Below are 20,940 nucleotides of genomic sequence, written 5' to 3' on the forward strand. Positions count from 1 at the left end.
CGCTCGCTTTCACGTTGCGCTGATCCGACTTCCATCCTATAGAACCCGAATATGGGTCAGCAACATCGCAAGAGGGTCAAACGTCGTCGGCGCGTGGCCTATTTGGAACGCAAGAAAGCAGCGACGAAAGTTGCTCCAGTTCGGCGCGAGCCGGCGAAGAAAAAGACCAAGCCGAAAAAGCAGGCCGCTCCGGCGGAAACCTAGGATCCTTGGGCAGCCGAGGGCTCGCACTGTTGCCGGCTCACCAGGAACCTTTGAGCAGGCAAAGTGCGCGCAGAGTATCTAATCGTTGACGGCCACAGCGTGATTTTCGCCTGGCCGGAATTGCGCCAACTGCATAAGCGCCGGACCTCCCTCGCGCGAGAGGCGCTGACCAAGAAACTGCGGGATTACCAGGATTGGACTGGGACGCGAGTCGCCGTGGTTTTCGATGGAAAGGGGAATGCAGTTAGCGAAATTTCAGATCCGGGGGAAATCCAGATTTTCTATTCGCGTGCCGGTCAAACCGCTGACTCGATCATCGAGCGGCTGGCCAGCAAATATGGTCAGAGTTTCAAGCTTCTGGTCGCGACCAGCGATGTGCTGGAGCAGGAAACTGCCAGCGCGTGTGGGGCCGAATGCATTTCCGCAGAAGCGCTTCGCTGGCTTCTCGAGGAAGCTTCGCCGGCCTGATTTTTCGAGGCGGACAGCGCGCGTTATCAGGCGGCGCCGGCCAGGACAGGGTGGGGCCGCGCGAGGGCTTCGCGCCGAGCACGCTGCTGGCAGGTGGCGAGGACGCGGGAGAGGACGCAATAAAGCTGTTCGATCGGAAGATTCTTGCTCACGTAGCCATTGGCTCCGGCGCGCAACGCGGCATGCATCCGCTCTTCATCGTATCCGACGCCCGTGAAGACAATGATGGGCAGGGTCACGCTCATTTCCCGGATGAACGAGATCAGCGAAATGCCATCCACCTTGGGCATGTTCAGGTCGACGACCACGACGTCGCATTTGTGGCGCTCAAGCCAGGCGGCGGTTTGGAAGCCTTCGATGAGGAACTCGCAGGTATGCCCTTTTTGCTTGAGGTAAGTAACGAGGAACTTGGTGATGGCAGGGTCATCATCGATGAGGAGGAACTCGACGGCATCGCGATTGAGGATTTTCATGGCTGGCTTTCTTTAGAATTACTATAATTCCTATAAGCACTATCCTTGCCAAACCGCGCCGGGCCTTGATTTGGACCCCTTTGCGGCCAGCATTGGCCACCGTCCAGCCTCGGACGGGTGTGGTCCTCGGCCTCCGGGCAGAACGCCCCTGACCCGAGACAACCCAGCGTCTAAGCTTGGCTTAGCCTAGCTCTTCAGACTCGCCCGAACCGCATCCAGTTGACCGGCTGAGCCAAGCTTCCCATTTTTGTGGGCGATGAATTTCGCGTATTCCTCGACAAAGATTTTGCCCGGCGGGCGGAAATCGAATTCGGCCGGTTTGTCTCGGAAAAACTCCCGGTGGACTCGCGTCCAGACGAGACGGCCATCGGTATCGATGTTTACCTTTGTCACACCGAGCTTGGCGGCCGGAAGATATTCCTCTTCATTTACGCCGCGAGCCGAGGGATCCAGCTTGCCGCCGGCCGCATTGATGCGCTGCACTTCCTCCACGGGAACGCTCGAACTGCCGTGCATCACAATGGGCATCCCGGGAATCAGTTTCTTGATCTCCTCAATCACTTCGAAATGGAGACTCTGTTGCCCTTTGAATTTATAGGCGCCATGACTCGTCCCGATGGCGGCCGCGAGCGAATCGCACCCAGTGCGCTTCACGAATTCAACCGCCTCTGTCGGGTTCGTTAGCGAAGCGTGTCCTTCATCGACTTTGATGTCCTCCTCGACTCCTCCGAGCTGGCCGAGCTCGGCTTCGACACTGATGCCTTTCTCGTGGGCTCGATCGACCACCCGCTTGGTAATGGCGATGTTTTCTTCGAACGATTCGTGACTCGCGTCGATCATGACGGAGCTGTAGAAACCGGAGGAGATGCAGTCGTAGCAGGTTTCCTCATCGCCATGGTCGAGGTGGACGGCGAAAATCGCTTCGGGAAACATTTCTTCCGCCGTGCGAATCATGGCTTCGAGCATGCGTTTGTCGGCATATTTCCGGGCCCCTTTTGAAAGCTGGATGATGAACGGCGCCTGGCTTCGAACATTGCCGCTAAACAGTCCCAGGAGCTGTTCCATGTTGTTGATGTTATAGGCCCCGACGGCAAACTTTCCGTAGGCGACTTTGTAGAGTTGGGCGGTGGTTACGATCATACCGTTGAATCTAGGATTTGATGGTGGATTCCGAGCGGGGACGGAATCCTAAATCGAAAATCGAAAATCGAAAATCGAAAATGGCGTCAGTCGCCGTTCGGAGTCGCCGGGAGCATGACGCTGACAGAGGTGCCGTGGGGATTGGAGTCGATATCAACGCGGCCGTTGTGATCAAAAATCGTTCGTTTCACAATCGGAAGGCCCAGGCCCATGCCGCGCGCCTTGGTGGTGCAAAAAGGCGAAAAAATCTTTTCGCGCAGGTCAGGCGAGATGCCCTTGCCGTTATCCTGGACCGTTATGACGACACCGCTGGCCCGATCTCCCTCGCGGATCGACTTGGCGGCCAGGGTGATCCGGGGTTTGCTCTGCCCGGAGGTCGCCTCGGCGGCGTTGGCGACGAGATGGGCAAACGCTTCGGTGAGCGCTTTCTCGTCGCCCAGTACTCTGGGGAGATCGCTCGGCAGCGTCGTATCGACGGCCACCCCATTTTTAGCCACGCGAACGCGCGCCAGCTCAATGGCCTTTTTCACCGAAGAACGAACATCGACGGGTTTCATCACCAATTCGGTGGGATGAGCGAAGTTATTGATCTGGGTAATAATCTTATCGAGCCGATCGATCTCCTGGACGACGATTTCATTGAAATCCTTTCGGAAATCGGGGTCTTCGAAACGCTCCGGAAGCAGCTGGGCAAAGGTCTTGATCGCTACGAGCGGATTTCGAATTTCGTGGGACATGCTGGCCGCGAGATCCGTCCAGAACGCAGCGCGATCCACCAGGTCCTGTTTCTGGCGAAGATTTTCCTCGGCGGTCAAATCATGGACCACCGCGACTGCCCCCAGCGGTGTTTTTTGGTCGATCAGGCGGCGCGTCTCGACGGAAAGCGAGCGCCGCGTGTTAGGATCGATCCATTGTCGCGCCGGTAAATTTTCCTTCGCGTCCAACGTCTCCCGAAGGAAAGTCGCCAGGCGCCCGCCGATTGCTTCGACCGGCTGATTCAGAGCCTCCCCGGCATTTACGCCGAGGATCTCTTCGGCGGTAGGATTAAACCAGCGAATGTTGGCCTCTTCGTCCGTCGCCACAATTCCGGGCGGAATCGATTTTAGGAGGGTTTCGGCGAGAGTTTTTTGGACCGTGACTTCTTCATAGAGGAGAGCATTTTCGAGGACGGTCGAGACGTGCTCGGCGAGCATCATTAGCCCTTCGAGGTCGTTGTATTCAAAACGCTGGCCAGTGACGCGGTGGCCGAAAAAGAGCCAGCCGATGATGCGACCGCGGGCGTGCATGGGGACGATGACTTCCGCGCCGAAGGTGTCCAGAGCGCGCCGCATCAGGGCGCGCTGGGCGTGTTCCACCTGGGGAAGATTGGCGCGGGAGATCAGGTGGGCGTGCAGTTCGAACCAGCGCACGAGCGAATCGCGCTCGCCATATTCGACTTCGTGGGTCTCCGGCAGACAGCGCAGGCCCGCGCGCAACCGGTAGCGATCGCTTTGTCTTATTTTGGAAAAAATGCCGACGCGGCCGACGCCAGTGGCATCAGCCACACTTTCAACCACGCTGGCGAGCAGGGTTTCGACATTATCGAATCGGCGAAAAACTCGGGGGAAACGCATAAGGGGCATGGATGATTCGCGGCGGTCTGGGGTGGGTTCGATGCGCCGCAAAGGTTCGGGCGTGACCGGCACGAGCGCGTGCTCTCGCAGGTCGCGGTTTTCCTGCAAAACGCGCAGGTGATCAAAGCCGCGGGAAACCAGGGCCTGCAATCGGCGCCGGTCGATCTGCAGATCTTCGGCCGTGTAGACGCCTGCTTGCTCTGCCTCGCGGAGAGGATCCGAGCGAGGGGTTCCGAGGGCGATGATCAGGATATCCGGCAACGCCGCCTGGATTTGTTCGAGAAGATCGCGAGCCTCTTTCGCCCGCAAATCCAAAATAAGGATGGCGGGACTGTTCTGCTGGAGAACGGCGTCGAGACGATCCGCCGAACTGACATGTCGCACCTGGGCGAGCGCGGTGAGAAACGCTTTCGCCCGGCGAATCAGATCGGGGTCCTGCGAGTAAAGAATGCAAATAGGAGTGGGGGTCATGCCGCTACGACCTCCTGCGCGAAACGGACCAGCGGCAACAAGATGTGAAAGGACGTGCCTTTGCTGAGTTCGCTTTCAACTTCAATCTGTCCGCCATGCTCCTGGATGATGCCGTGGACAACGGACAATCCCAGGCCCGTTCCGTAATCTTTCGTGGTGAAGAAAGGATCGAAGACGTGCGGGATATCTTCAGTTCGAATGCCTTCGCCATCGTCGCGGATCGTCACGAGCAACACCTCGTGCGATTCTCCATTGCTGCCCGAGATCGCGGCGACCCATTCACTGGCGGCGCGAATCTCGGTGCCAACGCTGAGTTCTCCGCCCCGATTCATGGCGTCCATGGCGTTGAGGAAAAAATTGAGGAAAACCTGCTCCAGTTGGTCGGCATCGGCGCGGATAGTATCCACATCGGCCCGCCAGGAACGAGTTAATTTGATTTCCTTCTGGTACAGCCGGTGCCCGACGAGCTGGAGCGATTTTTCGAGCACGTCATGGACGTGCATCGGCTTCAAAACCGGTTTGGCCGGACGCGCGAAACGTAGCAGCTGATTGACCAGCGAATCGATCCGATCGATCTCGTGTCCAATCAGATTCGAAAAGGTGTCCCGGAAATCGGAATCCTGATAACGCTCCGGCAAGAGCTGGGCGAAAGTCTTGATGGAGACGAGCGGATTCTTAATTTCATGCGCCATCCCGGCGGAGAGGGTCCCGAGGCTGGCGAGCCGGTCGCTCCGGCGGATTTGGAGTTCGAGGCGTTTCAAGGCGGTGATATCCGTCAATACCACCAGCGCGCCCAGCATTTCGCCCTGTTCTCCGTGGAAGATCGAGCTGCTGGCGCGGACGATGGCGTTGTGGTCGTCCAACGGGACGATGAGCTCGCCATTTTCCTGCCGGTCGCCGGTGCGCAAGGTGTCGGAAAGGATTTGTCGCAGCCCTGCCGGCAACCGGTCGATTGAATCATCGATGAGGTCGCGGGGATCCAGTCCGGTGATTTGCCCCGCCTCGTTATTGAACACGGTGACGCATTCATCCGCGCCCGCCGCGATGACGCCGGTGGTCAGATTCTCGAGCAGCGTTTCGTTATAGATCCGGGCATTCTGCACTTCGGTGAAGAGCTGCGCGTTATCGATCGCCACCGCGAGTTGCCCGCAAAGGACCTGAAGCGCGTTTTGTTCGACCGCGCCGTAAATCCGGCCGGAGATCCGGGGGCCCAGGAGCATGACGCCGGCAAGGTGCTGACGGGAAAAAATTCCGATGGCCACTGCCATCTTGAGTTTCTCCATTTCCTGAGCAGCCTGATCCATCTCCGGAGTGGTGCGAACACGATATAGCTCGTCGAGAACGAGGATTTCATGGTGCGTTTCGAGATACGAAATCATCGGCTCCTCGCGACTCAGGCGGAGCTCGCTTGCTCCCATTTCGGGTTGAGTGGGCGGGTAATGCTGCACATATGCGTCCTTCTCTGGAAGGAGAATCAAAACGCGTTCGGTTCCAACCGCTTCCCCAATCGTCGTAGCGAACCGACCAAGTAGATCCTGAAGCGTCGTCACCGATTTTAGGATTCCCGCGGCCTCGCGCATGGTGGATTGAAAATCGATCCCGCGGGTGCGGACGAAAAGGCGGTTGGCCAGGGATTGGGATATGCCTCGGGCCGGAGCCATCGCAAAGGCGAGCACGAGTGCTGCCGCCACGTGTGCGACCGTTCGGCTCTCATGAGGAAACGACGAGTGAAAAGCAGTCGATACGAGCCACCACACCGCGGTGTAGATGGCGAGCAGATATGCAGTCAGAACCGCGTAAGCGGTGATGCGACGGAAGAAAAATCCTACCTCCATGATTTTTCGCGTCGACACGCCGTAGGCGATCACCAGGCTGAAAATCACGATTCTGAAGGGCGCGAACTGCACCGCGATGTCTCGGTTCCCGAGGACCGGCATAAAGGCGAGTAGTCCGGCCAGAACCGCGCAGCCGGCGACGACAAACTGGAGCTCGACCTTCTGCATGCCGCTCGTCCTCCGGAGGTCTCGCACGTAAAGACCCATCACGGCGAGCCCAACGATCGCGCAGAAACAGCTGTAAACAGGAAGTAACGGACCGTAAACGGGGCGTGGAATCTCGCCGGCTCGGATTTCCGCGTATCTTAGGAACAAAGGCGTATAACACATCGCGCCTACGACCAGGCTGGATAGGGCCAGGATCGCCGACTGTCTCCAGATGACACGCCATCCTCCCTCCCGGCAGAGAATTGCAAGTCTGAGCACATTAAAACCAGTCGCCATGAAAAGGCCGCTGGCGGACGCATTGCGGATCCAGAAGGCCGCAGGACCACCTTGCGTGGCCCCAAAGGCGAGATGAAGCGAGACGAGCCACGCCGACAGGATTACCGAAACAAGCAGGAAACTCTGGTTAACGTAACTTCTCGGATTCGCGCGAAAAACTGCCACCCCCAGACCTAGTTGAAGGAAAAGGGCCAGCCAGAGGGGGAGGGTCGCGACGTTCATTCCTGAACGCGTTCAACCACCAGGCTGCTATTCCCTCCGCCCAAGCCGCGGACGTTGATTAGCGCAGTGTTGATCCGGCGATTGCGGAAACGACCCGGGACATAATCGAGGTCGCAGCGAGGGTCGGCCACTTCGTAGTTTGCTGTCGGTGGAATCATTTCATGCTTAAAGCACAACGCGCAGGTGATGATTTGGTGGGGGCCAGCGGCCGAGAGCGCGTTTCCCGTCACTCCCTTGATCGAGCTGACAGGAATGCTGTAAGCGCGCCGTCCGAACACGCGCTTGATCATGTCTGTCTCGACGATATCGAGAGCCGGATGCCCCGGGCCGTACGCGCAAATGTAATCGACATCTTCCGGATTCTTGCCTGCACTGGTGAGCGCACTTCGCATCGTTTGCCCTAGCCCGAACAATTCATGGCTCGAGTAATCATCACCTTGCGTGCCATAACCGGTGATTTCCAGGTGGGGCGTAACTCCGCGGGCGACGGCGGTTTCGTAATTTTCCAGGATCAGCATTCCGGCCCCCTCGGAAATAATGCCTGAATCTCGCAACAGATCGAAAGGCCGGCTGGCGCGCTCCGGGTCGGAATTGCGCGTAGAACTCAACCCCGCGGTGGCGAAACTAGCCATGGTTACCGGCGTAATCGCGGCATCAGTCCCGCCAGCAACCGCGATATCGGCCTCTCCCCTCCGAATCATCGCGGCAGCGGTGGCAACGGCATCCAAGCCTGACGGACAAGCTGATGAAATCGTCGTGGCATGCGCGGATATCCCCAACGCCATCGTCAGGACTTGAGTAGCCGCCTGCGGTTGGCCATCTATTACTCCCGCGCGGACACCTCGCGGCCCGCGTTCGGAAAGATCACCCCAACAATCGTCGAGAATGTCCATCGCTGTCGTGCTGACGCCCAGCATAACCGGAATAGGATGATCGACTGGATGTCTCGATGGCTCGAACTCAGCGTCCGCGAGCGCCATCTTCATCGCGGCGAAGGCGAACTGAGTATGACGCGCCATCCGCTTTGGCTTGAACTTCGGCTCGATGTAATCCAAAGGGTCAAAATTCTTCACCTCACCGGCGATTCGGCTCTCGAACGCGCTTGGATCAAACCGCGTAATCGGCCCGACGCCACTGCGGCCGGCGACAAGCGAGTCCCAAAAGGCTTTTAAGCCAATGCCATTGGGCGCTAGGATGCCCATTCCTGTAACAACGACGCGATTTCGCATGAACATGGCCGCTTCTTATATTGATTCGGATTTCGACACAAAGTCGGGCATTCTAGCGATTACGTTAAATCCAGTCATTATATTTTTTTCGCCCGGCTGACAAATGTTATTCACCAAATTATCGACTTATTCACAAGTTGTATCTTGTGTTCGGCCCGAAAATCTTCAGGCTCTCAGAGGCCGATGGACGGCGAGGGTCCCTTAATATACACTCTTTTCACGGCACGGCCTTAGCTATCTTTCACCGACAATGTCTGTTGCCTCCGATCTTCCTCAAGTCCTCGTCATCGATGACGAATTAGGTCCCCGCGAAAGTTTGAGGATGCTTTTGAAGCCGAATTATCAGGTTTACACGGCCGATTGCGTCGACGCCGGGATCAAACTTTTAAAGGAAAAGCAACCCGATGCGGTGATCACGGACATTCGGATGCCCGGGGCGAGCGGGATAGATGGCCTCCGGCGAATCCGGGAGATCGACCCCCACGTCGCCGTAATCATGCTGACTGGTTTTGGGGCGCTGGAAACGGCGCAAGAAGCGCTGCGACTGGGCGCGAATGATTATATCAACAAGCCATTCGATGCCCGCGAGATGCGGGAAGTAATCGGACGCAACGTCGAGCGAACTCGCGTTCACCGCACCGGCGTGAACGCGGCCGAAGAAATCAAGGAGCTGAATAACCGGCTGCTCAAAGAGCTCGCGCAAAAGGAAAGATTGGCCTCGTTAGGCCAGGCCTCCGCCGAGTTCGTTCACGATCTCGGCAACCCTCTCACCATTGTCTGGGGCTACGTTCAGCTCCTCGCGAAGAAACTTGAGCAATCGGAAAAGGAGAATGGCTCGAAGACTCCGACCTCCGCGAAGGAGCTCAATATTATCGAGCAGAATGTGCGGCTTTGTCGTGAACTGCTCACCATGTGGCAGAGTTACGGCAGCGTGGAAGCCGCGCCGCACAAGGAGATTTCGGTTTCGGGAATCGTCCGCGAAGTCGTCAAAGGCGTGGGCCCGATGGCGGTCCAGAGCGGCGTCGAGCTAAAGTGCAATATTTGCGATGATCCTTGCACTCTTTTGGGCGATTCCGTGCAGCTGACGCGCGGGATCCAAAACGTCATTATCAACGCCTTGCAGGCCTCCGGCGAGCAAAAAGGCGCTGTGACGGTGAGCTGCTTGCGCAAGGATTTTTACGTCGATGTTCGGGTTGAAGATACCGGGGCCGGTATCACCCCGGCGCAGATGTCGAAAATCTTCGATCCCTATTTTACGACGAAACAGGGGAAGAGCGGGACTGGTCTCGGCCTCTATATCACCAAGAAGGTCGTCGAAGATCACAACGGTTCCATCAAAGTGGACAGCACTCCCCCGATGGGGACGAGTTTCACCATTCGTTTGCCGCTGCTGAATAACTAGCCATCCCTCCGAGTTCGAGAATCCCCCCATGACTTTCGCTTGTCACTGCGAGCGGCTTCCGTTCTCTTGAACGAGTGTCCGACTCCGTCTATCGCGTCGCTCCCATTTTTCTAATCCGGATGGCCGGCGTGCCGTTCGATGTCCTCGAAAAACTGGCAACGGCGGAGAGTGCGGCTCTGGCGCGTGATCTCATGGTCCGGCAGGACACTTTCGCGAAGTCGAAATCGGAGGTCGAAGGCCTTCTTCGGCACCGAGGTCACGGACTTTCCGAGGAATTGTTTCGAGCCTGGCGTAAAGCGATCCGTTCCGGAACAATGCCGCCCGCGGCCGACCAGCCGTCTCAAGCGTTCGCGCATTGTTGGGAAGTCGCGTCTGGTCTCGCGGCAGCCGAAGCGCGGCTCGAGGAATCATTACAGCGAGAGCTGGCTCTGGCGCGGACAGCTCTTTTGGAAGCTGCGGGCACCGTTCTGCCGCCGTACCTGGTCTTCACGGCGGGGGACTTGCGCGAGCGTTTAGCCAGGCAGACCTCCGGCGCCGCCGGATGCTTGCCGCCTCGAAACAAGCAAGCGCGCGCCCACGAGCGGCATCTGCTTCTCTATTTGCAGCGCGTTTGCGCCAAGAACGATTCGTTGAGCGCATTTGGCCCCGAAGGATGGGGAACGATCGCAGGAGAACCCAGGGCGCTTCGGCTCGAGCCCCAGCCCGGGATCGCCGCGCGGGAAACTTTCCTGGAACGATGGACCGCCCAGGGTGCCGCCGCGGCGCTGAATGCAGATCCAGACATTCGCCCTGAGCTGGCTCCGCGCCTAAATCCGTGTGGGCAGCTGGAGGGAGATCAATTTGTTTTCACCGGCACGGGAGAAAAGATCGCGCTCGACCCGGAAGCAGTAGTGCTCCTTTCACGCTGTGACGGCGGAACCCCCGCGCATGGGTTAGATCCGAGCTTAACCCAGCTCGAACAATTCGCGGCCCAGGAAATCATTCGCTGGGAAGTGGAGGTTCCCGCGCTTGAGCCGCATCCATTTGATGTTTTGGTCACGGACGTTCAGTCCTGGCGGGATTCTCCCGTTCGCCGCCGGTGGCTGGAACAGCTCCAGCCAATCTCCGCGCTTCCGGGCAAGTTTGCCGCCGCAGAAGAGATGGCTGCGCGCATTCAAATCATCGACGAGGCTGATAATCGTCTCCGGGAATTAGGCGCCGTGCCCAAGGCAGGAAGCCGTTTTCTTTATTCGGCGGCGAATCCGATTGGCGAGGAATGTTTTCGGGAATGTGGTTTTTCCATTGGCGAAAACCTGATCAACGAAGTCACGCGCGACGCTGAACCGTGGATTGATCTCTGGCGCGATTGCTACGCGTTCATCGCAAGCCGCGTCGCGGCGGGATTGCGGGGATTGCTCGAAAAAGCGCCGCTGCAAAATGGCGCGCTGCCTTTGCCTGCCTTCCTGCGACATTGCGAGCATCTTAGAATGCCCCTGACCGGTCCGGCCATGGTCGGGCTGGCCCATCTGGCTTTTCAGGAAGTGAAGGCCGCTTTTCGGGAGCGGGTTCGGCAGCGTCCAGATGCGGAAGAATGGCAACTCACAACAGACGACTGCCATTTCATTCGCCGGGATTTCCAGTATCCGACGTTTGACGAGTACACTTATCCCTCGGCTGACATGCAGATCTCGGCCAGGTCAGTCGAAGCAGTGGCTCGCGGGGAATACGAATGGGTCCTGGCGGAACTTCATCCGCCCGTGGCGATGCTTCACCACGGGTTTTACTGGGCATGCCCGGATAAGGAAGCCCTCGGTCGCGCCCTGGCCAGCACGACCAAAGGGCAGCCAACCTTTCATTACGGATTTTTTGCGACCGATTTCACCGCCACCACCACCGTGCGGGTATTCGATGCTCTTCCGGACTTGACGAATTTCGTCGCGCCGCAACGAGGCAATCCTCGCTGGCGAATTATTCCGCCCGCCGAGATCGAAGTGTTCGCTGACGAATTGAGTGGCGATGTCGGTTTGCGCACGCGGAGCTCGCGCGAGTATCTCGGTTCCTTCGCCCGCGCCTGGGTAATCCCGCTCGGGTTCCATCCGTTTTTGTTCGGCCGCACTCCGCATATGCCGAGGTTGCGCTGCGGAAAGGTCATTGTGCAACGCCGCTCGTGGACAGTGAGCCTGGAGGAATTGCCGGCCGGGGATTATACGGGGGTCTCTCGAAACCTCGTCGTGGCGATCGAGCGATTACGGGCGGCGAAGGGCTGGCCGCGGTGCGTTTACATTCGTCCCAGCGAACAAGCCCTCCGCCGTAGCGGAGTGGAAGGCCGCGACAAGGATACGAAGCCGGTTTTCGTCGACCTTGAGAGTTATCTTTTTCTCGAGATTTTTCACGGCTGGCTGACGAAATCCGGAGAGCTCGAAGTCACTGAAATGTTGCCCGATCCCGAGCATTTGCTCTGGCAGGAAAAGGACGGCCGCCGCACTTTCGAGCTCCGGACCCAAATCGTTCCCAAGGCATGAGAATCATCGCGATCGCAAACCAGAAAGGCGGGGTCGGCAAGACCACGACGGCGGTGAATCTCGGATGTGCGCTCGCCGAAGCGGGGTTGCGGATTTTGCTTATCGATCTCGATCCGCAGGGGAACGCGACCAGTTCGTTCGGGTTGCAGGAGCTCGAGGGCGAGAGCTTGTACGAGCCGTTGCTCGGCAATGCGGCCATTGCGGAGAAAGTTGTGCCGACGCGCGTCGAACGCGTTTTCATTGTGCCGGCCGATCTCGATCTGGCGGGCGCGGAGGTGGAAATCGCCCGGCTCGACAATCATCTAACCCGGCTCGCCGAAACGCTCGCGCCTTTGCGCGCTGATAACACTTTCGATTTCGTTCTGCTCGATTGCCCGCCGTCGCTCGGCATTCTCATGACGAATGCCCTCGCGGCCGCCGACGAATTGCTCACGCCGATCCAATGCGAATTCTTCGCGCTGGAAGGCCTGGTGAAGATCGTCCGGATCATCGAACAGGTACGCGACTCCGGCGCGAACGATCGCCTGGAGATTGGCGGGATCGTCATGACAATGTTCGACAGCCGCACGAATCTGAGCGCACAGGTAGTTGCTGATGTGCGCGCTCATTTTGGCGAACGCGTTTACGAAACCGTGATTCCGCGCACCGTCCGGCTGAGCGAAGCGCCCAGCTTCGGTAAATCAATCCTCGAACACGATTCGAGTGGCGCCGGCGCGCGGGCCTACCGCGCCCTGGCGAAGGAGTTTATCCAGCGACACGAAAAAGGGTCTGCCGATGTGATCGTTGCCCCGCCATCACCGGCTGCCTGACGTGGGATTGTCGATACTGAACACGATCGTCGGGAAACCGCGGAAGACGGTTTCTTTTTCCAGCGTCATCCCATTTTTTTCCGCCACGCGACGGGAGGCGGCATTGTCGGGATGGATGAGTGAAATAATTCGTCGAAGATCGAGTTTGGTGAACGCATGATCGCGGACGGCGTGGGCTGCCTCGGTGGCGATCCCTCGGTTCCAGAACGCGGGATCGATGCGGTAACCAATCTCCAACTCCTCCACATCGTTGACGATCTGGAGGAAGAAGCCGCAGTAGCCGATGAGGAGTCCGTTCTCGCGCAAAACCACTGCGAATTGCGACGGTAACCCCGCGCGATCGCGGGCCCGCACCTTCTCGAGAAAGTCCGCCGTCTGTTCGCGGGAAAAAATGCCGAGGGAGAAACGCATGAAATCCTGGTTCGCCATCAGCGCCGACAGAGCGTCGAGATCATTCTCGATGAAGGGTCGCAAGATCAGGCGGGCGGTCTGGAGCGAAGACATGATTGCGTATAGCAAAGAAAGACAGTCTGCACGCGCGGGAAACGCAAGGAATGCGAAGAACTGTTGTGGCCACGAAGTTTGTCGCGAAGAACGAACGAGATTGGATTCCCGCGCCCGTGCCGGAAACAACAAGTCTGACGACGTTGAAGACCGCGGCGAAGTCCTGCACGGCCTGCCATCTTTATCGGCATGCAACCCAAACCGTCTTCGGCGAAGGACCGAAAGGCGCCACGCTGATGCTGCTGGGCGAACAGCCGGGAGACCAGGAAGACGTGACCGGCAAACCGTTCGTCGGCCCTGCCGGGCAAATTCTCGATCGCGCCCTGGAGGCAGCGGGGATCGATCGCAGCGAGGTTTACGTCACGAACACGGTAAAGCACTTCAAATGGGAACCGCGCGGCAAGCGTCGCATCCACAAGAAACCAAACTCACGCGAGATCGCCGCTTGCCGGCCATGGTTGGAGGCGGAGCTGCGAGTCGTCAGGCCGGCCCTGCTTGTTTGCCTGGGCGCGACCGCAGCCCAGGCGATCTTCGGGCCGTCGTTTCGCGTCACGCGGGAGCGCGGCAAAGTTCTCGAATCCGAGCTCGCGCCGAAAGTCGTGGCGACGGTGCATCCCTCGTCCCTGCTCCGGCAGCCGGACGAAGAATCGCGCGAGCGCGAGTACAAGCTTTTTGTCGCCGACCTGCGGGCGGCCATTAAGGCGGCGATGTGATGTTTCTTGACGCCAAAGGCGTCATTTCAATCAAGCCTGGGGCAACGCCCCAGGTAAGCGGGTTCGCAAATGGCGCCAGCGCTGAAAGCGCGGTTCACAAAAGCGCTACGTGAGAGGATTTGAGTCGCGCTTTCAGCGCTGTTCGCATCAAAACTCCAAGTCCTGGGGCGTTGCCCCAGGCTTAGGTTGAGGGCGCGCCCTCGGCGCTTCCGGCGTTGCCCACAGTGCAACAGCTATGGGGACGCTACGGTTTAGGCGAGGCGGAAGGCGAAGCGCTCGGTTCGGCGCTCTCTTTCTCCTTCTTGCGCGCTTTGGCTTTTTCGTCCGCCGCCTTTTCGGCGTCCGTCTTCGGCCCGAGTTTCACGGTTTTCGCTTCGAGCGATCCATCCATGACCTTCCAATAGGATCCGCGCGCCTCTTCATTGGCGACGATATCCTTCATGGTGGCGGGCTTGCCCGCCTTGGTCACCACGGTCTTGTCGGTGATTTTGAAAACGCGCGAATGCTCTTTCCCGGCGATCGTGAACGTTTTCGCCCTTTGATCGACGGCGGAGATCGTTCCGTGGAATGGGATCGCGCGCGCTTTGTTCGGGTCGGTGGTCGTGTTGCCGGCGGGCGAGCTCGTTGTTTTAGGAGCAGGCGACGGTTTGGATTTCGGCGAGACCGAAGCCATTGGGCTCGGAGTCGGCGAGGGCGCTTTTTTGGTGGCCGCGGAAAGAGCCATCGGTGTGCAGCAGGCGAAGGCTGCGATACAGGCCGTGATCGTGTGTAATTTATTTTTCATGGTGGGGATTGGGTTGGATTGCGGTTGTAACGATTTGAAGTCGGGAACGCGAGCTTAATCCTCCGCCCTTCCCGGCAAGAGCGCCTCGCAGGGCAATGTCTCCGGACCTTTCTCCGTGCAGACAGCGTAGGTCGTTTTTACGACTTCCCCGGTGCTCTCCCGGATAAATTCGGGATACATGGAAACCCCGGCGTATTCGCCCTTCGCATTCAGGATGTAGAAATTGATTCCGAAATTCGGATTGCCCTTGCTGTTGAGCAGGCGCTTCTCAACCGTGTTGGCTTTGATTCGGCGGCAGGCTTCCATGCCGGCATCTTTCGGATGCATGCCCTTGCGCATATTTTCGACGATCAGGAAGGAGCAAAGGTTGTAGAGATTGGCTTCGCCGCGGCCGGTGGAACCAGCAGCGCCGATTTCGCCGTCCACGTAAAGGCCGGCCCCCAGAATGGGCGAATCTCCGACCCGCCCGGGAATTTTCCAGGAAAGGCCGCTCGTCGTTGTCACGCCGCAGACCTCGCCTTTGGCATTGACTCCGTCGCAATTGATCGTGCCGTAAATATGCCGGGGATCGATCAAGCCTTCCGCAACCATTTGCCGCATCGCCTCGCGCCCCGCCTCCGCTCGTTTCTGTGGATCAAGGTAATGCTTTGGGTCGATCCGCCGTTTCCAATCCAGCCAGAGCTGCCGCGAATGTTCCGTGTTCAAATCATCCTCGATCTTGAAGCCAAGCCCGCGCGCGAAATCCTGGGCGCCTTTGCCGACAATGAGATGGTGGTCCGTTTGGTCCATGACCGCCTTGGCGACCAACGACGGCGTCCGCACCCCTTCGAGGCAGGCAACGCCGCCGGCCCGGCGTTTTGGTCCGTGCATGCAACAGGAATCGAGCTGCACCACGCCGTCCGCGTTCGGCAACCCGCCGTAGCCCACGCTGTCGTCGAGCGGATCGAGCTCCACGATGTTTACGCCGGCGATCAAGGCGTCCAAGACATCGGAGCCCCCGCTGGTCATCATCGTGAACGCTTTTTGGACGCAGGTCATCTCCCCGCCATTTTTGAATTTGTTACCGTTCGCCGAAGCGATCACGACCGGCTTGACTGTTTTCGAGTTCATAACGGTAGGCGACTGGCCCAAGAGCGCGCGGGGCGTGACCGCCAGAGTCAATCCTCCCGCGACGCTCGACTGCACAAAGCGGCGTCTGTTCATGCCCGATCAGAACAGATGCGAAGTTATTTGGCAATCGGCGTTCCGGGAGCGACGCCGCTGATCGAAGGCTAATCCTTACTGGATTCCGGCAATGCCCGGAGTCGACGATTTCGCGAACATCGCGGTGAGGTCTCCAATGACCTTCTCCGGGCCGAGGTAATTTTTTCCGGCGTAGGTATCGGCAACGACGTTGCCAGCGGCATCCACGACGACCAGGCAGGGAATGCTCTCGCCAGCATATTTTTTGATCGCCGCTTTGCCGGGCAGCTTGGCGAAATCGATGGCTGGCCAGGGCATCTTGCTTTCGCGCATGTACGTTTCCATTCCGAAGGGCGACTTATCGTAGCTGACGAAAACAATTTCGAACTCCGGATGCTGGGCCGCGGTTTGATTGTAAAATTCAACCAGCTTGGGCGTGAATGCGCGGCAAGGCCCACACCATTGGGCCGAGAAATAGAAGGCGATTAGTTTCTTTTTCCCCAGTTGCTCGTCGTCGAACCGAACAAGGCTCCCGGTTTTCCAAGTCACGAGGTCGCCTTTGAGAAGGCCCGTGACTGCGGAAGAGGATTCCGTCTTCGAAGGCGCCGCGGCTCGCTCCCGGGCGAGCTGGCTTTGGTAAAGCGTGTCGAATTTGCGCGAACGCTCAGCCTCGAGCGCCTGTTTCTGCTTCTGGAGCGCGATTTGATCCTGGGCAGCCTGGGCATCGGCCGGCGAGCTTTGGTACGTTCCTTTTTTGAGGACCTCGATCAGTGCTTCAGAGGCCCCGGCGTCGCGCAAAACTTTTTCCGCGGCGGCGTCGCACGTCCCCGCAAAATGGCGAGCGGCTAATTCCTCCTGCACGGTTTGGCTCGAGTAGCCGGCCCGCAGCATGAGCGCCACTTCCTTCGCGGTGAGCGGCAGGACGCGGGCAACGGCGCTGCTGAAAGCCGTTGCGACGAGAATAAGCAAAATAAAAGCGAGCCTGCGCATCCCATTTTACGAGCACATGACAGGCCATTCGCCCTCGCATTTGTGCGGCTCGGGGCCGCGGTCGATCCGCTCTGAGAGCGCTGTTACGGGAGGTGATAGACCTCGATCAACCCCACACCCACAGTTCCATTTACGCCGCGAACCACAGCGGTGTAATTGCCCGGCTGCAAGGTGGCTACGATCGCGGATTCCGCGTCGTTCTGGGGCGGGATGGTGGCCAGGATTTCTGCCTCCTGGTCGGTTCGCCAGTTATCGTTGGCGGCGAACTGGGTCCCGTTGCCGTCATGCAATTCGAGGGTGGGATCGGGGAGCGTTCCATTGAAGGGAAGGGATGGGCCGAGGGCACGAACAATGACGTGTTGGGATTGCTGCCCCAGGACAATGAACCCGCCAATCAGGATGTTGTTACCGGTCTGGACCGGCGCGCGCGTGGAAATATTGGCGAGCTTGGAATCGGCGGCCGTATTGAGATCGTAAACTTCGACGACCGCGATCCCGGTGGTGCCGTTGACTCCGCTGACGATGGCGGTGTAAGCCCCTGGCGCGAGGGTGGCGACAATGGCGGATTCCTTGTCGTTGGTCGGCGGAAGGGAATTGAGAATTTCCTGTTTGTTGGGGCTGTCGACCCAGTTGTCGTTGGTCTGCAGCAACTGGCCGTTGCTGTCATGCAGCTCCAGGGTCGGATCAGCGAGCACTCCTGGAATCGGCAACGAAGGCGCAATCGCGCGAACGATCACCTTTTTGGATTGAGTGCCGGTGATGATGAAACCGCCGATCAAGACGTCGTTGCCGGTGCCGACGCTAATGCGCGATGAGATGTTGCCGAATTGGGCGGGGATCGGGGTCGGCGAACTGCCGGGCGTCGGAGTTGGGGTGGCGGTGGGAGCAGGGGTCGGCGTCGGCGAACTGCCCGGTGTCGGAGTCGGCGTGGCCATCGGAGTAGGGGTGGGTGTGGCCGATCCGCCGGGTGTCGGACTTGGCGTCCCCGTGGGCGCGGGTGTGGGCGTCGCCGAACTGCCGGGTGTCGGACTTGGCGTTGCGGTGGGCGGAGGTGTGGGTGTCGGCGTAGCCCCTCCGGTAGGCGTGAGGGTGACGGTAGCCGTCGCGGGCGTCCCTAGTGATCCGTTGAGTGGGTTGGTGAGATTGACGGTAAATGTCTTGTTGGTAACGGCGGCCGGGTTGTTCAAAAGCGTGATTGTAATCGTCTTCGCGGCGGTGTCGGCGTCGATCCAGGAAAGCGTGCCGCTGGCCGCCGAATAGTCCGTTCCGGCCACCGCCGTGCCGTTCGCGGTTGCGAAATCCACGCTTACGGGTCCGGTGCTGCCGCTGGTGCGGGTCACGCTTAAATTCGCCACTCCGCTGTTGTGCGGAAGGGTGATGCCGGAGGTAGCATGCTGCATCGTTCCGGACGGGTGAGTCGACTTCCAGCTTTGCAGCAAAGTCGCGAGCGCCTGAGGCGGGTTCGTCGGTCTGGGAATCGGGTTCGCTACGGTCCCGCTCTGATCTGACGTGTTGATGCCATGGCAATTCGCGCAGCTCCGGATTTCGCCTTTCTTGAAAGTGACCCAGAAGCGTTCCTTCACCTGGCTGGTCTTGTTCGCGTCGTTATCGAGCAGGTGCCAGGTCATTGCTTTTCCGGCCGGCAAAATCGCGGCGAACGAGCCGTCATCCCCCAGCCGAACCGACCCGGGAGGTGCGCCCGGGGTGGCGACGTTTTCCGACATAGTGTCGTGCAAAGGGGTGGCGACAACGCGCCGGCCTTCCGAGGGCGTGGCGCCGCCCAGCAGATAACCCCGGCGAAGATCGGCCTGGAGGAACTGGATCCAGCCAACGTTGTAAAGCGGAGCGTTGTTAGGCGAAGGCGCGGTTGTCTGCGTGTTCGACCAGGAAATTTTCAAGTTGAAGGGTTGCTGGCGATCATGCAGGTCCCGTTTTGTGACGTTGCGGCTGACGCTAAGCGCGGCGTTTTGCTGGACGAGATAATTTTGGAACGTGGGAATATCGACGCCGTTGGCGGCGAAGACGGCGGCTTCGATCGGATCGATCGTGGAGCTGGTTGCGACCGGCACCGGGCGGGCGGCAATCTCAACCGGATCCAGTTCCCATGCGGCGACGTTCGTAAAGGTGACCGGCTGCGCTACTCCTGGAATGAAGTAGCTCGTTGTGATCGTTAGGCCATTTGTCAACGCGATGTCGGGCACGAACGTGCCGCTTTGGAGCTTGAGCGACTTGATCCTGAAATTCCAGGGAGTGGAGGGCTGCGAAACCGTCCCGCGATTCCAATCAGTCTGGTCGATCCCGGTGGCGGTCGAGGCGATGAGCACGCCATCGGCGAGCGGCACCGGCGTCCGATAAAGCGTTTCCGGGGTGGTGAGCGGGGTGAAGGGAGTGGGGGGCTGGGTGATGTTCATCCCGACGCGCACAATCGGGATATTCTGCGGCTTGGCCGCGCCGGTGACGCTCGAGGTGACGTAGCCGACCAGCATGGTGTCGGGATTCACATTCGCGCCGGCGTTCGTCAGTTTGACGATTTGTCCGGCGCCGTGGGTGCCGAGGTCGACGGAATCGGTGCCGAAAAAAGTTCCCGCCTGGAGCGGGTCTTCGTGCGCCCAAAAGAAGTTGCTGAAGAAGTTATGGGGAACCAGGCCGCCGTAACCGGGTGCCAGGGAGGGATTCAAATCCACCAGGTTGTTATCGGTAGTGAAGTTGCGTTTGATCGCGCCAGCGACTTCGTGACGACCCACATGATTCAGGATCTCGCTGCCGGTGCCATCGAGATTGATCATCCACGGCATAAAAATATTGGTCGCGACGCCGTTGATGGTGTTGTTCCATTCGAGAGTGAGCGTCTTTTTGTCGGCGTTCCGCGGCTCGGGAAAGAAGTCCAGGTGCGGGCCCTGACCCCACGGCAATCCAAGGACGAAAGCTGCGCCCGCGGTTTCGTCCGCAAAATTTCCGGAGCCATTACCGGTGGCGTGCCAGCCGCCGAAAACGTTGGGGTCGGGTTCGCTAAAGCTCGGATCGCTATCGCGTTCATCCGTGACGGCCTCGATGTCGCGCGAGAGATGGTCCCAGTTCACAAAAATGAGCCGGCCTGCGCTGTCGATTGAGGGCGAAAACGCCCCGCTGGGCGCGTGATGAAGCAACTGGAGGATGTTGGCGGCGGGGTCGAGCTTCCAAAGCCCGCTGACGGTAGGGAGGCCGAGGTATTCCTCCCGCTGGGTCAGGTGCGGCTGGCCGTTGTAGGGACGGTCACTGGCGAAAACGAATTGGCCGCCGGGCGCGTAACACGGCATGACGTTGTTATAAGCGGGCTGGTTCGCTACTTTCGTCAGGACGGGCTGGACGGCGGCATTCAGTTGCGCCTGGGTGGGAAGAGTAATTTCGTAGAGCTGCCAGACGAAATTGGTGGTGTCGTTAGGCCCGGTCGGCGCGCCCGCGACCATGCTGAAGACCGCTTTGCTCTTGTCCCAATAAACGCTCGGATTCCGGACGGCGATGGCGCTCGCCCCCGGGTTGCCGCCGGGGATCGCGCTCCAATCGGCGACCGCCAGCAGGTCCACGAGTTGATGATTGAGATTAGGATTTGCGTTGGCCGGGAAACGAACCCAAAGCGAGCCGCCTCTGCCCGCAAACGCAGTCCCGCCCAGATGACTCCCGAAAGGGGACACGCACGACATGTAGCTGCTCGGGATCGTGCGCGTGTTTACCTCTTCCGGCATCGGAACCTGGGTGACGAAAAGAATGGGATTGGTCGGATCCGCGGCGAGGGCCATTGAGACCGGGAGGACAATCCAAAGAGGGAAAAGAAGGTGTCGTTTCATGTGAAAACCACTCCAGAATAAGATCAAAATAAGGACGTTAAGTCGCGCAAAATCACAGCAGGCCACACGCCAGAGCAGGCAGCGGCGGAGTTCTTCCGCACGAAGAGTGAGTGGGGCGACGGATGGCCCCAA

The 20,940-nt window shown here is 59.1% G+C and carries 16 protein-coding genes; 6 read left to right on the forward strand and 10 right to left on the reverse strand.

Going from position 1 to position 20,940, the window contains the following annotated elements; genetic code table 11:
- Positions 1-51: 51 nt before the first annotated feature.
- Both VJU77_01845 and VJU77_01850 read left to right on the forward strand, forming a co-directional pair.
- Positions 52-204 carry a hypothetical protein gene (locus tag VJU77_01845; protein ID HKP02079.1) on the forward strand — a complete coding sequence of 51 codons (153 nt, stop codon included), beginning with the start codon at positions 52-54 and terminating at the stop codon, positions 202-204.
- 63 nt (positions 205-267) lie between these two features.
- The gene (locus VJU77_01850; GenBank protein ID HKP02080.1) at positions 268-672 is read left to right on the forward strand and encodes an NYN domain-containing protein; all 405 of its coding nucleotides are present in this window, start codon (positions 268-270) and stop codon (positions 670-672) included.
- 26 nt (positions 673-698) lie between these two features.
- On the opposite strand, the gene VJU77_01855 is transcribed toward VJU77_01850, so the two are convergent.
- From VJU77_01855 to VJU77_01875, 5 genes are all read right to left on the reverse strand, one after another.
- Positions 699-1,145: a response regulator gene (locus VJU77_01855; GenBank protein HKP02081.1), complete on the reverse strand. Its 447-nt coding sequence runs from the start codon at positions 1,143-1,145 to the stop codon at positions 699-701.
- Between the two features lie 186 nt (positions 1,146-1,331).
- Positions 1,332-2,285, reverse strand: coding sequence for a ketose-bisphosphate aldolase (locus VJU77_01860; protein ID HKP02082.1), 954 nt, complete (start codon positions 2,283-2,285; stop codon positions 1,332-1,334).
- Positions 2,286-2,371: 86 nt separating this feature from the next.
- Positions 2,372-4,369, reverse strand: coding sequence for an ATP-binding protein (locus VJU77_01865; GenBank protein ID HKP02083.1), 1,998 nt, complete (start codon positions 4,367-4,369; stop codon positions 2,372-2,374).
- Positions 4,366-6,870 carry an ATP-binding protein gene (locus VJU77_01870; GenBank protein HKP02084.1) on the reverse strand — a complete coding sequence of 835 codons (2,505 nt, stop codon included), beginning with the start codon at positions 6,868-6,870 and terminating at the stop codon, positions 4,366-4,368. Before VJU77_01870 ends, VJU77_01865 begins: the two co-directional genes overlap by 4 nt.
- Positions 6,867-8,105, reverse strand: coding sequence for a beta-ketoacyl-[acyl-carrier-protein] synthase family protein (locus VJU77_01875; protein ID HKP02085.1), 1,239 nt, complete (start codon positions 8,103-8,105; stop codon positions 6,867-6,869). The genes VJU77_01870 and VJU77_01875 overlap by 4 nt, the downstream gene beginning before the upstream one ends.
- 244 nt (positions 8,106-8,349) lie before the next feature.
- On the opposite strand from VJU77_01875, the gene VJU77_01880 reads away from it, so the two are divergent.
- The 3 genes from VJU77_01880 (at position 8,350) to VJU77_01890 (ending at position 12,811) form a co-directional block, all read left to right on the forward strand.
- Positions 8,350-9,501 carry a hybrid sensor histidine kinase/response regulator gene (locus tag VJU77_01880; protein ID HKP02086.1) on the forward strand — a complete coding sequence of 384 codons (1,152 nt, stop codon included), beginning with the start codon at positions 8,350-8,352 and terminating at the stop codon, positions 9,499-9,501.
- A 74-nt stretch (positions 9,502-9,575) separates the two neighbouring features.
- Positions 9,576-12,002, forward strand: a complete 2,427-nt coding sequence (locus VJU77_01885; GenBank protein ID HKP02087.1) for a hypothetical protein — start codon at positions 9,576-9,578, stop codon at positions 12,000-12,002.
- Positions 11,999-12,811 (forward strand): ParA family protein, encoded by an 813-nt coding sequence (locus VJU77_01890; protein ID HKP02088.1) that lies wholly within the window; start codon positions 11,999-12,001, stop codon positions 12,809-12,811. Before VJU77_01885 ends, VJU77_01890 begins: the two co-directional genes overlap by 4 nt.
- Here the strand turns inward: VJU77_01890 and VJU77_01895 are convergent.
- The gene (locus tag VJU77_01895; protein HKP02089.1) at positions 12,797-13,315 is read right to left on the reverse strand and encodes a GNAT family N-acetyltransferase; all 519 of its coding nucleotides are present in this window, start codon (positions 13,313-13,315) and stop codon (positions 12,797-12,799) included. The genes VJU77_01890 and VJU77_01895 overlap by 15 nt on opposite strands.
- 50 nt (positions 13,316-13,365) lie before the next feature.
- Here VJU77_01895 and VJU77_01900 point away from each other — a divergent pair, with 50 nt between their 5' ends.
- Positions 13,366-14,028, forward strand: a complete 663-nt coding sequence (locus tag VJU77_01900) for a UdgX family uracil-DNA binding protein (protein HKP02090.1) — start codon at positions 13,366-13,368, stop codon at positions 14,026-14,028.
- 244 nt (positions 14,029-14,272) lie between these two features.
- Here VJU77_01900 and VJU77_01905 read toward each other — a convergent pair whose 3' ends face one another.
- The 4 genes from VJU77_01905 to VJU77_01920 form a co-directional block, all read right to left on the reverse strand.
- Positions 14,273-14,812, reverse strand: a complete 540-nt coding sequence (locus VJU77_01905) for a hypothetical protein (protein HKP02091.1) — start codon at positions 14,810-14,812, stop codon at positions 14,273-14,275.
- A gap of 54 nt (positions 14,813-14,866) precedes the next feature.
- Positions 14,867-15,922 carry a N(4)-(beta-N-acetylglucosaminyl)-L-asparaginase gene (locus VJU77_01910; protein ID HKP02092.1) on the reverse strand — a complete coding sequence of 352 codons (1,056 nt, stop codon included), beginning with the start codon at positions 15,920-15,922 and terminating at the stop codon, positions 14,867-14,869.
- A 168-nt stretch (positions 15,923-16,090) separates the two neighbouring features.
- Positions 16,091-16,984 (reverse strand): thioredoxin-like domain-containing protein, encoded by an 894-nt coding sequence (locus VJU77_01915; protein ID HKP02093.1) that lies wholly within the window; start codon positions 16,982-16,984, stop codon positions 16,091-16,093.
- A gap of 83 nt (positions 16,985-17,067) precedes the next feature.
- The gene (locus VJU77_01920) at positions 17,068-20,808 is read right to left on the reverse strand and encodes a Calx-beta domain-containing protein (protein HKP02094.1); all 3,741 of its coding nucleotides are present in this window, start codon (positions 20,806-20,808) and stop codon (positions 17,068-17,070) included.
- Positions 20,809-20,940: the final 132 nt, after the last annotated feature.

It is taken from the genome of Chthoniobacterales bacterium (assembly GCA_035274845.1).
GTDB lineage: Bacteria > Verrucomicrobiota > Verrucomicrobiia > Chthoniobacterales > UBA10450 > AV80.

What these genes read in the sequence shown, in the direction of transcription:
- VJU77_01845 (HKP02079.1), top strand. Translation starts at nt 52, where the DNA reads ATGGGTCAGCAACATCGCAAGAGGGTCAAACGTCGTCGGCGCGTGGCC.
- VJU77_01855 (HKP02081.1), bottom strand. Translation starts at nt 1,145, where the DNA reads ATGAAAATCCTCAATCGCGATGCCGTCGAGTTCCTCCTCATCGATGAT.
- VJU77_01860 (HKP02082.1), bottom strand. Translation starts at nt 2,285, where the DNA reads ATGATCGTAACCACCGCCCAACTCTACAAAGTCGCCTACGGAAAGTTT.
- VJU77_01865 (HKP02083.1), bottom strand. Translation starts at nt 4,369, where the DNA reads ATGACCCCCACTCCTATTTGCATTCTTTACTCGCAGGACCCCGATCTG.
- VJU77_01870 (HKP02084.1), bottom strand. Translation starts at nt 6,870, where the DNA reads ATGAACGTCGCGACCCTCCCCCTCTGGCTGGCCCTTTTCCTTCAACTA.
- VJU77_01875 (HKP02085.1), bottom strand. Translation starts at nt 8,105, where the DNA reads ATGTTCATGCGAAATCGCGTCGTTGTTACAGGAATGGGCATCCTAGCG.
- VJU77_01880 (HKP02086.1), top strand. Translation starts at nt 8,350, where the DNA reads ATGTCTGTTGCCTCCGATCTTCCTCAAGTCCTCGTCATCGATGACGAA.
- VJU77_01890 (HKP02088.1), top strand. Translation starts at nt 11,999, where the DNA reads ATGAGAATCATCGCGATCGCAAACCAGAAAGGCGGGGTCGGCAAGACC.
- VJU77_01895 (HKP02089.1), bottom strand. Translation starts at nt 13,315, where the DNA reads ATGTCTTCGCTCCAGACCGCCCGCCTGATCTTGCGACCCTTCATCGAG.
- VJU77_01900 (HKP02090.1), top strand. Translation starts at nt 13,366, where the DNA reads ATGCGAAGAACTGTTGTGGCCACGAAGTTTGTCGCGAAGAACGAACGA.
- VJU77_01905 (HKP02091.1), bottom strand. Translation starts at nt 14,812, where the DNA reads ATGAAAAATAAATTACACACGATCACGGCCTGTATCGCAGCCTTCGCC.
- VJU77_01910 (HKP02092.1), bottom strand. Translation starts at nt 15,922, where the DNA reads ATGAACTCGAAAACAGTCAAGCCGGTCGTGATCGCTTCGGCGAACGGT.
- VJU77_01915 (HKP02093.1), bottom strand. Translation starts at nt 16,984, where the DNA reads ATGCGCAGGCTCGCTTTTATTTTGCTTATTCTCGTCGCAACGGCTTTC.
- VJU77_01920 (HKP02094.1), bottom strand. Translation starts at nt 20,808, where the DNA reads ATGAAACGACACCTTCTTTTCCCTCTTTGGATTGTCCTCCCGGTCTCA.